General features: G+C 39.1%; 17 protein-coding genes. 12 read left to right on the forward strand and 5 right to left on the reverse strand.

All coding sequences use genetic code 11. From position 1 onward, the window contains the following. Position 1 precedes the first annotated feature (1 nt). Complete coding sequence (locus AC0VYJ_RS09295) at positions 2-346, forward strand: cytochrome C oxidase subunit IV family protein (protein WP_194221302.1); 345 nt, start codon at positions 2-4, stop codon at positions 344-346. A gap of 47 nt (positions 347-393) precedes the next feature. On the opposite strand, the gene ytvI is transcribed toward AC0VYJ_RS09295, so the two are convergent. Next, positions 394-1,452, reverse strand: a complete 1,059-nt coding sequence (gene ytvI / locus AC0VYJ_RS09300; RefSeq protein WP_430247091.1) for a sporulation integral membrane protein YtvI — start codon at positions 1,450-1,452, stop codon at positions 394-396. 154 nt (positions 1,453-1,606) lie between these two features. On the opposite strand from ytvI, the gene AC0VYJ_RS09305 reads away from it, so the two are divergent. Next, a complete protein-coding gene (locus AC0VYJ_RS09305; protein WP_430247092.1) occupies positions 1,607-1,972 on the forward strand; it encodes an Asp23/Gls24 family envelope stress response protein in 366 nt (121 codons plus the stop codon). Positions 1,973-2,014: 42 nt separating this feature from the next. On the opposite strand, the gene safA is transcribed toward AC0VYJ_RS09305, so the two are convergent. After that, entirely contained in the window at positions 2,015-2,644 is a 630-nt protein-coding gene (safA, locus tag AC0VYJ_RS09310; protein WP_475367226.1) for a SafA/ExsA family spore coat assembly protein, read from the reverse strand. A gap of 218 nt (positions 2,645-2,862) precedes the next feature. Here safA and AC0VYJ_RS09315 point away from each other — a divergent pair, with 218 nt between their 5' ends. Beyond that, a complete protein-coding gene (locus AC0VYJ_RS09315; protein ID WP_430247094.1) occupies positions 2,863-3,594 on the forward strand; it encodes a YugN family protein in 732 nt (243 codons plus the stop codon). Positions 3,595-3,724: 130 nt separating this feature from the next. Then, positions 3,725-4,807, forward strand: coding sequence for a CAP domain-containing protein (locus AC0VYJ_RS09320; RefSeq protein WP_475367227.1), 1,083 nt, complete (start codon positions 3,725-3,727; stop codon positions 4,805-4,807). On the opposite strand, the gene AC0VYJ_RS09325 is transcribed toward AC0VYJ_RS09320, so the two are convergent. Continuing rightward, positions 4,794-5,288, reverse strand: coding sequence for a PaaI family thioesterase (locus tag AC0VYJ_RS09325; protein WP_475367228.1), 495 nt, complete (start codon positions 5,286-5,288; stop codon positions 4,794-4,796). The two genes, AC0VYJ_RS09320 and AC0VYJ_RS09325, sit on opposite strands and share 14 nt — an antisense overlap. A 147-nt stretch (positions 5,289-5,435) precedes the next feature. On the opposite strand from AC0VYJ_RS09325, the gene ylbD reads away from it, so the two are divergent. From ylbD to AC0VYJ_RS09340, 3 genes are all read left to right on the forward strand, one after another. Continuing rightward, positions 5,436-5,825 (forward strand): YlbD family protein, encoded by a 390-nt coding sequence (gene ylbD, locus AC0VYJ_RS09330; RefSeq protein WP_226612721.1) that lies wholly within the window; start codon positions 5,436-5,438, stop codon positions 5,823-5,825. Between the two features lie 11 nt (positions 5,826-5,836). Continuing rightward, on the forward strand, positions 5,837-6,070 hold the full coding sequence (locus AC0VYJ_RS09335; RefSeq protein WP_226612723.1) for a YlbE-like family protein: 234 nt from the start codon (positions 5,837-5,839) through the stop codon (positions 6,068-6,070). Positions 6,071-6,179: 109 nt separating this feature from the next. After that, entirely contained in the window at positions 6,180-6,572 is a 393-nt protein-coding gene (locus AC0VYJ_RS09340; RefSeq protein WP_475367229.1) for a hypothetical protein, read from the forward strand. 23 nt (positions 6,573-6,595) lie between these two features. Here the strand turns inward: AC0VYJ_RS09340 and AC0VYJ_RS09345 are convergent, their stop codons facing one another. Next, positions 6,596-7,399 carry an ATP-grasp domain-containing protein gene (locus AC0VYJ_RS09345; protein WP_430247098.1) on the reverse strand — a complete coding sequence of 268 codons (804 nt, stop codon included), beginning with the start codon at positions 7,397-7,399 and terminating at the stop codon, positions 6,596-6,598. 297 nt (positions 7,400-7,696) lie between these two features. Between AC0VYJ_RS09345 and AC0VYJ_RS09350 the strand changes: the two genes are divergently transcribed. The 3 genes from AC0VYJ_RS09350 to AC0VYJ_RS09360 all read left to right on the forward strand — a co-directional run bounded on the left by AC0VYJ_RS09350 (position 7,697) and on the right by AC0VYJ_RS09360 (position 10,341). After that, a complete protein-coding gene (locus AC0VYJ_RS09350; protein ID WP_475367230.1) occupies positions 7,697-8,137 on the forward strand; it encodes a YlbF/YmcA family competence regulator in 441 nt (146 codons plus the stop codon). 458 nt (positions 8,138-8,595) lie between these two features. Further along, complete coding sequence (locus AC0VYJ_RS09355; RefSeq protein ID WP_098443273.1) at positions 8,596-8,871, forward strand: YlbG family protein; 276 nt, start codon at positions 8,596-8,598, stop codon at positions 8,869-8,871. Positions 8,872-9,111: 240 nt separating this feature from the next. After that, complete coding sequence (locus tag AC0VYJ_RS09360; protein WP_430247099.1) at positions 9,112-10,341, forward strand: MFS transporter; 1,230 nt, start codon at positions 9,112-9,114, stop codon at positions 10,339-10,341. A gap of 44 nt (positions 10,342-10,385) precedes the next feature. On the opposite strand, the gene AC0VYJ_RS09365 is transcribed toward AC0VYJ_RS09360, so the two are convergent. Then, the gene (locus AC0VYJ_RS09365) at positions 10,386-10,772 is read right to left on the reverse strand and encodes a DUF7147 family protein (RefSeq protein ID WP_475367231.1); all 387 of its coding nucleotides are present in this window, start codon (positions 10,770-10,772) and stop codon (positions 10,386-10,388) included. A gap of 114 nt (positions 10,773-10,886) precedes the next feature. On the opposite strand from AC0VYJ_RS09365, the gene AC0VYJ_RS09370 reads away from it, so the two are divergent. Together AC0VYJ_RS09370 and rsmD are read left to right on the forward strand one after the other, a co-directional pair. Next, entirely contained in the window at positions 10,887-11,207 is a 321-nt protein-coding gene (locus tag AC0VYJ_RS09370) for a hypothetical protein (protein ID WP_430247101.1), read from the forward strand. A 302-nt stretch (positions 11,208-11,509) separates the two neighbouring features. Continuing rightward, positions 11,510-12,088: a 16S rRNA (guanine(966)-N(2))-methyltransferase RsmD gene (gene rsmD / locus AC0VYJ_RS09375; RefSeq protein WP_194221318.1), complete on the forward strand. Its 579-nt coding sequence runs from the start codon at positions 11,510-11,512 to the stop codon at positions 12,086-12,088.

Below are 12,088 nucleotides of genomic sequence, written 5' to 3' on the forward strand. Positions count from 1 at the left end.
AATGGCACATCATGAAGGTCACGATACTCTGTCAGAGCACGATCAAAGTCATCTCGACATTCATCACGAGATTGCTCATGAGAAGGAATTTAAGCAACAACTTGTTTCCTTTGCCATGATGATTTTCCTTACGATGATTGCGTTCGTAGCAGTAGCTAGCGATGCGATATCTGATGCTTTTACAGTTGTTTTTATCATGATCCTAGCTGGTATCCAACTCGTATTTCAGCTATACATGTTCATGCATTTAAGCCACAAAGGGCATCAGTATCCTGCATGGGGAATATTCTTTGGAGTATTCGTAGCTGGCACGTGTGTTGTCGCCCTAATGGGTATGATTTGGTAAAATGATCCAAAAGAAGCTGTTTCCATATGGAAACAGCTTCTTTTTCGTTAAACTTTGAAATTAATTTTAATTAGCCCTGCTTCTCTTGCAGAGTTAAAGGCAATGAGAAGGATTGGCCCGATGATGAAGCCCATAATACCGAGGAGTTTCAAACCAATGTACATGGATATTAACGTAGACAACGGAGATAGTCCGATATGTCTTCCCATTACTTTTGGTTCTACTGTTCGACGAATGACTAGAAGCACAACCGCTAGAATCGCCATTTGACTTCCAGTGGCTATATCGCCAGTTATTAAATAATAAATCGCCCAGGGTCCGAGTATAACGATCGAACCAATAATCGGTATAAAATCAATGACCCAAATGATAAACGCCATTAGAAGGGCAACCTTCGGCGTAATGAATAAGAGTCCAATTAAACTAACAAAGAAAATGATGATGCTGACAAGAAACTGAGCTTTAAAAAAACCAAAAATGACGTAGGAAAGGCGCCCGGTCATGAATTGCACTTTTTCTGCCGTTTGTTGTGATAAGTAAGAATAAGATTGCTTCTTCAGTCTCGGAAGATCCATCAAGAATAAGAAGAGGGCAATTAAGTATACAACAATGCTAACTAAATAATTTGGAATTCCTGTGACAATGATGGTAATGATTTTTAAGTAATCAATGCTACTGATGGTATCCTTTGTATTTTCAAGAAATCGATCAACCTGATTGGTGAATTCTTGAACAAATTCAGGAGGAAAACTTTTGGATACGGCCTCCATGTTGGATTCCATACTATCCCACATCTGGGTGATGTTTTGTATGTACAGAGGGGAGTTCTCGACTAGCACTATTCCTTCAGTAATCACTTTTGTAATAAGGAAGTAGCCTAGTAATGAAATGAAAATAACAAATAATGTAAAGACAATAATCACTGGAAAGTACCGTTTTATTTTCGTATTCTTTTGAATCAGTTTAACAGCTGGATCAAGAGCTAGAGCACTGAAAAACGCGAGAATAAGCGGAATGGAGACGGGTAAGATCCAGAAAGCAAGCACTGCTAAAATCGCAATGACAAGTAAAATTAATATAAATCGCTTTGTGAGGAACTTTGGCAATCTTGTTCTCCTTTCTAAGTCAAACCATCTTCTTATATTATAGTACGGACGATTACGCTTTACCAGTAGAGAGAAATGAATTATTAGACGAATATTTCATTTTCAGCTATTCATATAATATTAAGAGTGTATGCAAGAGGGGGGAAGGATCATCATGAGAAAATCATTCCATCAAGGAAGCCTAACCATCTCAGAGAGCGTCATTGACTTTATTTTAGAAGTAGCGATTAATGAAACGCCGGGCGTGAAATTTATTCAAGCACCTGTTAAAAAGACATTGAGAAAGATGGTTGGGAAAGGGAAGAAGTCCTCTTTTCAATTTGATAGTTACCAGGAAGACGCGGGTTTATCACTTAAAGTAGAAGTGGCAATTGGTTTTGGAGAAATCATTCCCTATACATGCTTTGTTCTTCAAGAGAGAATTAAAAATGATATAGAAAAAATGACGGGGTTACACGTGGAAGAAGTGAATGTGCTTGTATCAGCCTTATCTATTACAGACGAGGACCTTAAAGAATAAATCCATATAGAAAAGCCTCTCTAGACAAAGAGGCTTTTCTGATTACTTTGAGGTGAACATTTGTGTCCAGTAATGACCGTATGAACCACCTGAGATGTATCCGACGCCAATCTGTGTATAACCAGAATTTAAAATGTTTTTTCGGTGTCCTTCGCTATTCATCCACGCTTGAACGACTTCTTCAGGTGTTGCTTGTCCAGCGGCAATGTTTTCTCCGGCACTTCGATAGGAAACGCCAAAATTCTCTAGCATAGAGAAGGGAGAACCGTACGTAGGCGACTGATGAGAAAAATAATTTTTATTTCTCATATCTGCTGATTTGTATCTGGCTACTCTAGCCACTTCCCAATTCCACGTTAGTGGCGACAATCCATTTTTCGCACGCTCTGCATTTGTTAAATCCATCACTTGTTGTCCAACGTCTTTAGACTTTCGAATCGATGGATTTGCTGTAGGTACGTTGACACGATCGCCCGGATAAATAAGATCTGGATTATCGAATTGAGGATTTGCACTGATTATCTCAGTAAGTCCGATTTTATAGCGTTTGGAAATTTTCCACAGCGTGTCACCAGATTTTACTGTGTATGTACTCTGTGCATGTGCATAAGTTGGTGCTAATAGTGAAGTTATGAGAAGAAATACCATTAAAAAAGATACTGATTTTCTCATGAAATCATCTCCTTTCTAGCGTAGTTTCACCAGAAGCGACCGATTTCACTCAGATTATTATTATTTGTTTTGATTTCATGTAATTTCTTTTCGATTGGACAGGATAATAATGTATGGATTATCCATGTGAAAACGAAGTAAACATTGCAACCACACTGCCCCTTATACTATTATTAAAGAGTGGACATGTTGTGAATTACAAAGGAGGCAAACGAATTATGAAATTTGACAAGACTGGTCTGGAATCTACGATCGTTCAATTTTCCATTCTAGATCATATTATGCATGAAAACGGTTTAGTTCTTGCTGGTCAATGGGATTATGAACGAGTTACATACGATTATAAATTTGAGGATATGACAAATGGTGACGTTTACTATCTTCGAGTTCCTGGTGTAGCTATCGAGGGAATGGTTGAATCTTCTTATGCCGTGATCAAGCTTGGTAAGCCTTACTTAGGAAAGCACTATTATCCTCACGGTGTGGAGTATGACGAAGAATTTCCTGATACGATTATTAACACATGTAACAAAAAGCTTGAAACCCTTCGTGATCAGCTAGGATCGGCACTTCAACGAAGCATGGTATCTGTTGGAGATATTGCTAAATATGTTACTCCGAGTAAGCCTTCTGATAGCGTTGCCGAAGCGGCTGCGACTATGAAGAATGAAAATGTCACGATTGTTCCCGTTTGTGATGGTGAAAATCTGGTTGGAATTGTGACAGATCGAGCAATTGCGGTTGGTGGTTTTGCTGATAATCAAGCCGGCATGACTAAAGTTGAGGAACTCCTCGAAAAGCCATCTATGACTTTGGCGCCAGATATGAAGCCTGAGCAGGCTGCTGAGTTAATGAATGAATCCCGTCTAACAGAGGTTATTGTAGTCGACGGAGAGCGTTTTGTCGGAATCGTATCTTACTTCCATCTAAAAGAAAAAATAAACGCTTAAATGAGAAGAGCCAGGTGCTCTTCTTTTTTTACTTTTAAGGTGATTAATCTAAGCGCCATAGAGGCTAACCGTTGCGGTGTACAACAGAGATAAGGCATAATAGATACAATGAAATGGAGGCGAACGAATCATGAAAAATATACTTCGCTTCACTTTGCTGATTGTTGTCATCGTGATCGGGATAGATGTTTATGACAAAATTGAGTGGAGTCATTTAGGACAGGAAGTTGAACGTATCATTAATGAAGAAAAGTTTGTTCTTGAAGAAACTACGGAAAAGTCTCCAACTCAACAAGACGAAGTGAAAAAAGATGAGCCGTTGCCAGAGCTTAAAGGACTGGAGAAATGGGTAGGAGAAGGACAAGAAACGATTGAATCTAATTTGGGGAAACCAGACAGAGTGGATCCCTCACCGTTTGGGTATGACTGGTGGATTTATGAGCAGTCCCATTCTGCTTATTTACAGGTTGGTATTGAAAATGAACAGGTAGTGACGATTTTCTTTATGGGGAATGTTGACGCTGGTGAACGATACCCAATGGGTGAGAAAGCGGCTGATATATTTAAAGAAGAGAAGCCTCTAAATGAAATCCCTGTTAAGGTAGATCAATATGATTATCGGTTTCAGCTTACTGAAGAAGAAAAACAGCTTAAGCCTTTAATTAAAATACATGAGGATTTATACGCACAGTATTATTTTGATAAGTTTAACGGTAGTTTACGTGCTGTTAGGATTGCAGAGCCGAGTGTACTAGTAAAGCAAAGACCTTATGCGGTTTCTTATCGTGGCGAACTGCTTGAAACGGAGTCGCTATCACAGGGTGAATGGGATCAAGTCGAAGATGCAATGGAAAAACAAATTTTTTCGATGACAAACGTGTTGAGAAATTTATCTGACAAGCAATCGTTAAGCTATAATAATGAAGTTTCAGAAGTTGCCTTTGGACATAGCAAGGATATGGGAGAAAATGATTACTTTTCTCATACTTCACCATCGGAAGGGGAGCTTTCCGATCGCTTAAAGAAGGGCGACGTTCTCTATAGCTATGCCGGAGAGAACATCGCTGCAAGATATCCAGATGCTGGAGCGGCGATGATTGGCTGGTTAAACAGTAAAGGTCATCGTGAAGCTCTATTGAATGAAGACTTCACTGAAATTGGTGTAGGGGTTTATCGTGAATATTACACACAGAATTTCATTAAACCTTTCTAGGAATAACCATGAAGTTTCCGGTAGCAGTAGCGATTAATTTCAGATCATCACGGTAGACGTTTGCTTTCACAACCCATCTTTCGTCACCTTTAAACACTACATGAGATTGGCACCTTAACTCATGACCATCCCCTTTCGCCAGAAAGTGAATGTTCATTTCAGAAGTCACTGCTGCTTTGTCAGAAGGGAGCGATTGGTGAACAAGTGAGCCCATTGCAATATCAATTAATGAAGCGGTTATTCCACCATGAACGATATGCAATGGGATATGAACAAGTTCTTGATTCGGAATAATACTTTCATAAGTGTCTTCATCAAGTTTTTTACTCCTAATCCCCATGAACCCAGCTAGATAGGTTTTATAATGATCTTGCTGTTTTTTTAGCACACCCTCAAGCAGGAAGCGTAGGGAGTGTTTTTCTTGCTCATTTGCTTCATCTAAAATTTGTGAAATTAACGTATGTATTGATTCGTTTTCCATATAATCTACCTTCCTTTTCCAGTGTGCGATTATTTTTAGTTTACCAGTAATGGTCGAATACACCAATAAATAGGCGCACAATTGTTAAAAGTCTAATTATGATGTAGTAAGACCATTTTGGTTTGTATGGAAATGGAGGTGGCGAATTTGCCTGAAGCAAAAGAAAAAGGAACTCAAAAGGTTCAGGAATTTAAGACATTCGTCAAAGCTCATCCTCATGTGCTAAAAAAAGTGAAGCGAAAGGAAAAAACGCTTCAAGAGCTATTTGAGGAATGGATGCTTTTTGGTGAAGACGATGCTAGCTGGTATGAAGAAGAAATGGATGAAAATCAGGAAGAAGTTACAGAAGAGAAAAGCATTGGTGGCATGTTATCAGCATTAAAACAAATGAATTTTGAAGAAGTTCAAAAAGGGATCGAACAATTTAGTGGAGCTGTTTATTCTATTCAAGAAGTTTTATCACAATTTCGTTCGAAACCAAAACCACAATCTCCGTATTCTCAATCACACTCCCCGTTTCCCTTTCGACATGACTAGGAGGAGATCACATGCGTGAAGAAGTACAGGAGTTTCTCGCTAACCGGCAGGATCTGGTGCTATTTCTACGTAATCAGCCTAGCTGGTATCGGCGTTTAAGTAGAGAACCGTTCGCACTGAAAGAATTTGAAGAAGCCTCTAAAACATTTTATGGTCAGACGTTCCCACAACGGGTTGATCGCTTTCAAAATCAATTAAATATGGTGAATATGATGCTAGCGTTAGTGACCCAATTAAAAAATTAGGGTCTTTTTTTATGGTTGCGTAGGCTGGTTTTCTCAATTGATTTAATCATATCTTCTTATTTTTTATTATTCTTAGGGCACACTTATGTTTAAAGGGGTGTGATTGAAGATGTTGTTGAAGCGTGGTAAAAGACAGCTAATGATCATTGTGTTGATGATTGGCTGTTGTGTTCCGGTAGTTGGATTTAGTCAAGCTTTACAGGATAACGTCGCAGCTAAAGAAAACACTGAGCCTGTTGTCGTTAATCACAGAGTGAAAAATCATAACGTCTTTATTGAATGCTTAATTCCTAATTTTTCATTTGATAAAGAGAATACAGAAAAAGAGTACCATGGACATCTTAATGTATATCTTGACGGTGTGAAGCATCAAACTGTAGAACGTGCAGCTTTTGTTATTCGTAATTTACCGGAAGGCAAGCATACGATTCGTTTAGATATTATGAGAGAAGATGGAGGAAGGTATTTATCCTTGAAAGAAATGAAAGTGGAAATAAAATAAGCCTCTTTTCAGGAGGCTTTTGCTTAGGAGATTTGTTTGAAAGGTGTTGTCGGCGGTACGATAGGTGGAAACTGCTCCTGTAAATAATTAAATATCACGTTCTCTACATGGATACCCTGTTGAACAAGCGCCTGGTTTCCAAACAAACAATTGAATTCAAGAAAGTAGTACTTTCCGTTTGCATACACAACGTCAAATCCTGCGTGGTTGATTCCGAGAGCTTTGGCTGTTCGATCAACGAGCTCGAGTGCTTCGTCAGGAATTTGGTGGAAAGACAGCTTTCCTCCCTGAGCGACGTTATTAAGGAATGACTCTCCTCCAACACGCCAATAGGCCGATACAACTGTATTACCTACATAAACAACTCGGAGGTCTTTTTCTATTGGTAAATATTCTTGTACATAGAGAACGTCGTTACGCTCTGCATAAGTTAGAAATTCTTCTTCAGAACGGATAAGGAACACGCCATTTCCCATAGAACTGCGTACTTCCTTTGCAACGAAAGGGAAGGGGAATGTATTTAAAATACGTTCAATTGTGTCTTTAGAGCGACCTGCAATTTCGGTGTAAGGCATTAGATCTGGTGAAAGTGACCAGAAGGCTCTTGTCATTTCCACTTTATCAAATCCAAGTTGAATAGATTGGATGGATGGAAAGATTTTTTTATTTAGACCATAAACAAGAGAGTTCACTTGCCACTTTTCTGGAAATAATAGCACATCAGCTTTTCTAATTTCATCAATTTCTTTAAACATATGATCGGGTTTAACATAAGTAATACCTGACATGCCTAGCGTACGAAACGGATTGAACGTAATAAGTTTCACAGTTTTCTTTTTCTTCCTCTCTAAAATAACCATGCTAGCTTATTGTTGAACTCTCGATTATTAGCATTTTGGAGTGCGAATGAATTTGCTCGAAACGTTAAAAAAGGCATAGATACGCCAATAACGAAGGGATCCACAATCTAACATAGCTAATACGAAAACATATAAATCTAGAAAATTATAGAGCTTACACCAAAAAAAGTCAATAACCAAATCGTGGATATTCACTTTACTAATATAGTAGAGGACTGGTCAGGAGGTTCCATGAAGTGGTAAGATAAGTGTGGAGGTGTATGTATGATTGCTACTCTAGATAGTGTAATGATTTTAGACCAGGCCGAAGAGCTTGGATTTTTGATAAAAGATTCAGAAGTTGCTCATGATTATCATGAGGCAAAGAAGCAATTATCAAAGAATAGGGAAGCGCAGCGTTTGATTAAGCGTTTCACAGAAATGAAGGAACTTTATGACGAGGTTCAACGCTTCGGGCGTTATCATCCGGATTTTATGACGATTACTGTAAAAGTACGTGAAGCGAAGAGAGACATGGATCTTCACGAAGCGGTAGCGGCATTTAAGCAAGCGGAAACGGAGCTCGAAGGCCTTCTAGTAGAGGTTTGCTCTCTATTAGCTGGTGAAGTGTCTCCTTCAATTAAAGTTCCATCTGGAAATCCTTTCTTTGATAATCAATCATGTGGGGGAGGCTGTGGCTCAGGCGGCAGCTGTGGATGTGGATAACCAGAGCTTTTGCTCTGGTTTTTCAATTTCGGTAACGAATACAGTCAGGACATAAGTTTCCGCAGCAAAACATCTTTTCTTGTGGTACGAGAAAGCGGACTCGATAAACAAGAAGATTTTTTTCTTCTCGAACGAAGGAATATTCCATTCTCAATTGCTTCCCTCTCATGCATTTTGCCGCCTCTAATTTAATCAAGGTTTCAATCTCAGCTTTTATGCTATCCGAATTTACTGTAAGATAAAGAAAGGGAATACCTGTGATAGTTTTTTTTGAAACAGACTTCACGGTATTTGACGTGGCTAGTTGATTTAGAAATGGACTCCAAATTTCATCAAGGTTCATTGAAGAACATCCTTTCATAAACGCAGTCTACTGTTATCCTAACTGAATCATAATAAAATGACCATCACTCTGTTCATCGAACGAGTAGATTTCATAAGTAAAGGGGAAGCGCGTCATGTTTGTAGAACGAGTTGGCCTGGCAGTCTATATTCAGTCATTGAAGCATGCCAAGCAGTTAAGAAGGTTTGGAAATGTTCACTACGTTTCCTCAAAACAAAAGTATGTCGTGATTTATATTAATCTCGATCAATTGGAAACAACGAAAGAGCGCTTGAACTCTCTCCATTTTGTGAAGCGAGTGGAGCCATCCAAACGTCCAGAAGTGCAGACGGAATATCAAAATGCAAAGCCTGATAAAGCAAAACAATATGATTACAAGATGGGACTTTAAAAAGCCAATCCTAAAGGATGGCTTTTTTATTTTGGCTCATCACAGCGCGACCTTTCACTTGGAAGAGTCAAAAACCAAGCAACGGCACATAAGCCTTAAGAAATCTCTGTTGTTCATCCTGCGCTTTATGGAAAACCTCTTCTTTACCGTACCCTTATCCTATTGAAGAAAATCTAGCTTTAATGGTTGATTATTTCGAAGTCCGAAGGATATAATGGTCGGATTAAAGGAAGTGACAAAATGGATAATTGGAAACGTAATGTCTGGATTTTGTTTGCTAGTCAATTTTTAGTTCTTGGTGCTATGACTATGATTATGCCGTTTCTACCTTTGTACGTTCAGGAACTTGGTGTAGAAGGAGAAAGTCAAATTAGTCTTTGGTCAGGTGTTATTTTTGGTGCGAATTTTTTAACTGCCTTTTTATTTTCACCATTCTGGGGACGTATGGCAGATCGACATGGACGGAAGCTTATGCTACTTCGTTCAGGCTTCGGTATGGCTATCGTGATTATTTTAACCGGATTTGCCACAGGTCCCTGGTCTTTACTTGGCTTACGTTTGTTAAATGGAGTTGTTTCAGGATTTATACCTGCCGCTATTGCACTAGTAGCGACAAACACACCGAAGGAACACGTCGGATACGCGCTCGGCACTTTAAATTCTGGAGCTGTAGCTGGTGCTATTTGTGGTCCGTTATTTGGTGGATTAATGGCTGAAACGCTAGGATTTCGAATGATCTTTAATATTACGGGTGTTGTGATTTTACTGGCGGCATTCGTTGTGTTGTTTCTTGTTAAAGAAGAGACAAAACCAGAACCATCAGCAAAAAAGGAAAAAAGCAATGCGATTAAAGATTTCAAGAAAGTAACTGTTCATTCACCGATGTTATCGTTAATGTTAGTAGGTTTTCTCGTGCAGTTCGCGCTTCTTGGAATGAATCCACTTATTCCACTCTTTGTACAACAGCTTACTTCAGGGGGAAATGTGGCTTTATTTGCAGGGATCGCTGCTTCTGTTATGGGTATTGCCAATATGTTAGCTTCTCCTAAACTCGGAAAAGTGGGAGATCGAAAGGGTTCACACCATGTTCTTTATTATTCATTAATAGGAGCGGCGATTTTCTCTATTCCGCAGGCGTTTGTTCAGGAGCTGTGGCAATTAATAGCTCTGCGCTTTTTGTTAGGGTTGTGTATTGGAGGATTGCTACCTTCCGTAAATTCACTAGTGAAAACACTGTCACCTGCCGGAATGGAAAGTAGAACGTATAGCTTTTCTAATAGTGCCGTCTATTTGGGTAATTTACTTGGACCAGTAACTGGCGGAGCGATTGTAGCGGTTGTTGGGACAAGAGGTCTCTTTTTATTTGCAGGTATTATATTATTGATAAGTGTAGCCTATGTGAAAAGAAGAGTACTTCCAATTCTTGATCGGAAACGAGCGGTATATGAATCCAAAGAAATAACATCTTAACGTACAAAAGCAGGGGTCGTTGGCCCCTGCTTTTGTTAATGAAATTATTGAAGTGGGGGAATCAGGTTATTTAAACGAAGAATACCGATGATGTAATTAAAGTATAGATCCTTCTCATTAAACTCACTTGAAGGCTTAATTTCCAATGGTATGATCGAAACGTCCAATTCCTTGCTTAGGTCTTCGAAGAGCTTTAAACGTTGCACAGAAGGCTCTTTAGAAGGGATTCCTTCTAAAGATATGTACAATGGCTGAAGGTTACCTTCTCCGGCAGGTTTTAAAACGACGACAGGCGATACGACTTGGCGGTCATTTTTGAGTGTTTTTAGTAATAACAAACGGTGAACACGATGGGAATTAGTTCTTGCAAGTTCAACTAATTCATAAATATCAGAATAGCCTTCTCCTAGTTCAATAAAGCGTTGAATCATAATGTTGTTCTCCTTTCAGTCACTTCAGAAATCCATTCATAATGTAGCATGAATTCATTATGATGGAAAGGATAAAGCGTTTGCATTAGAATGATAAGAAAGGAGGTTAACTCTATGGTCTCGATTCTGCTTCTAGTTAGTTTAGTAGGGGGATTGCTCTATTTATACTGGAAAGGACGAAATGCTAAAGAGGAAACCATCGATAAAAAATTGATTCAAGGGCTTATTATTGCGGATATTTTAGCAGCTCTAGTTTTACACGGTGTTATTACAGCTGCAGAGGCTGAAATGCTTTCTAATCAATCACTATCTGACGTTGAAGATTATTTGTTTAGTCACACTAGCATTAATGAAGGAACTTTTGGAGATTGGATTCAGCATGATTGGGATGGCATTCAGGCGATCGACATGCCACTTGATTTAGATCCTGGATAAGAAAGATCTTTCTTCTTAGTTGATCGAGCAAAAGAGAGTAAATATTACTTCATAAAAAAACCCGCAGGAAATCCTGCGGGTGCCTTAAGCTGTGAAGCCAAGGCAAATGGGAGAGGAGAAACCGGAGGAAGAACTTATGGGGAAACGTAAGTCTTTCTCCGCGGTTGGCAGCACCATTTCGTATGAACGATGCTACTACGTTTAGTATCACCATCACCTTTTCGTTTATACATTGATTTTAGCTTTCCCTTTTTTTGTGGTAGGATAAGTAGGAATATGGATAGGATAAGGTTGTGAGAGAGATGCGTATTATTGCAGGAGATTGTAAAGGAAGGCATATTAAACCTGTTCCAGGAACCTCTACAAGACCAACGACAGATAAAGTAAGAGAGTCGATTTTTAATATGATTGGCCCTTTTTTTGATGGCGGAATGGCGCTTGATTTATATGGAGGCAGTGGGGCGCTAGGAATTGAAGCGTTAAGCCGTGGGATTGAGAAATGTGTGTTTGTTGATCGCGAGAATAAAGCGATTGAAACGATCAAGTGGAACCTAGAACAAACGAAGTTTACGGAATCCGCGGAAGTTTTTCGAAATGATTCAAAGCGAGCGTTAAAAGCGCTTCAAAAACGAGAAGTAGCTTTTTCACTTGTTCTTTTGGATCCTCCTTATCATAAAGAGCAAATTCTTCACGATCTTGAAAAGTTGACAGCGTATGATTTGTTAGAGGAAAATGCAACAATCGTTGTCGAGCACAAGAAAGAAGTGACATTACCAGAAGAATTTGCGGGTTTACGGATGATTCGTGAGGAAACGTATAGTGGTAAAACGACGATTTCAATTTATACATATGAACAGTCGGGTGTTGAGAAGGAGGAATAG

It is taken from the genome of Anaerobacillus sp. 63XJN7_5_ISO-PGPR-S23-430, assembly GCF_056173695.1.

What these genes read in the sequence shown, in the direction of transcription:
- AC0VYJ_RS09295 (WP_194221302.1), top strand. Translation starts at nt 2, where the DNA reads ATGGCACATCATGAAGGTCACGATACTCTGTCAGAGCACGATCAAAGT.
- AC0VYJ_RS09305 (WP_430247092.1), top strand. Translation starts at nt 1,607, where the DNA reads ATGAGAAAATCATTCCATCAAGGAAGCCTAACCATCTCAGAGAGCGTC.
- safA (WP_475367226.1), bottom strand. Translation starts at nt 2,644, where the DNA reads ATGAGAAAATCAGTATCTTTTTTAATGGTATTTCTTCTCATAACTTCA.
- AC0VYJ_RS09315 (WP_430247094.1), top strand. Translation starts at nt 2,863, where the DNA reads ATGAAATTTGACAAGACTGGTCTGGAATCTACGATCGTTCAATTTTCC.
- AC0VYJ_RS09320 (WP_475367227.1), top strand. Translation starts at nt 3,725, where the DNA reads ATGAAAAATATACTTCGCTTCACTTTGCTGATTGTTGTCATCGTGATC.
- AC0VYJ_RS09325 (WP_475367228.1), bottom strand. Translation starts at nt 5,288, where the DNA reads ATGGAAAACGAATCAATACATACGTTAATTTCACAAATTTTAGATGAA.
- AC0VYJ_RS09335 (WP_226612723.1), top strand. Translation starts at nt 5,837, where the DNA reads ATGCGTGAAGAAGTACAGGAGTTTCTCGCTAACCGGCAGGATCTGGTG.
- AC0VYJ_RS09340 (WP_475367229.1), top strand. Translation starts at nt 6,180, where the DNA reads ATGTTGTTGAAGCGTGGTAAAAGACAGCTAATGATCATTGTGTTGATG.
- AC0VYJ_RS09350 (WP_475367230.1), top strand. Translation starts at nt 7,697, where the DNA reads ATGATTGCTACTCTAGATAGTGTAATGATTTTAGACCAGGCCGAAGAG.
- AC0VYJ_RS09355 (WP_098443273.1), top strand. Translation starts at nt 8,596, where the DNA reads ATGTTTGTAGAACGAGTTGGCCTGGCAGTCTATATTCAGTCATTGAAG.
- AC0VYJ_RS09360 (WP_430247099.1), top strand. Translation starts at nt 9,112, where the DNA reads ATGGATAATTGGAAACGTAATGTCTGGATTTTGTTTGCTAGTCAATTT.
- AC0VYJ_RS09365 (WP_475367231.1), bottom strand. Translation starts at nt 10,772, where the DNA reads ATGATTCAACGCTTTATTGAACTAGGAGAAGGCTATTCTGATATTTAT.
- AC0VYJ_RS09370 (WP_430247101.1), top strand. Translation starts at nt 10,887, where the DNA reads ATGGTCTCGATTCTGCTTCTAGTTAGTTTAGTAGGGGGATTGCTCTAT.
- rsmD (WP_194221318.1), top strand. Translation starts at nt 11,510, where the DNA reads ATGCGTATTATTGCAGGAGATTGTAAAGGAAGGCATATTAAACCTGTT.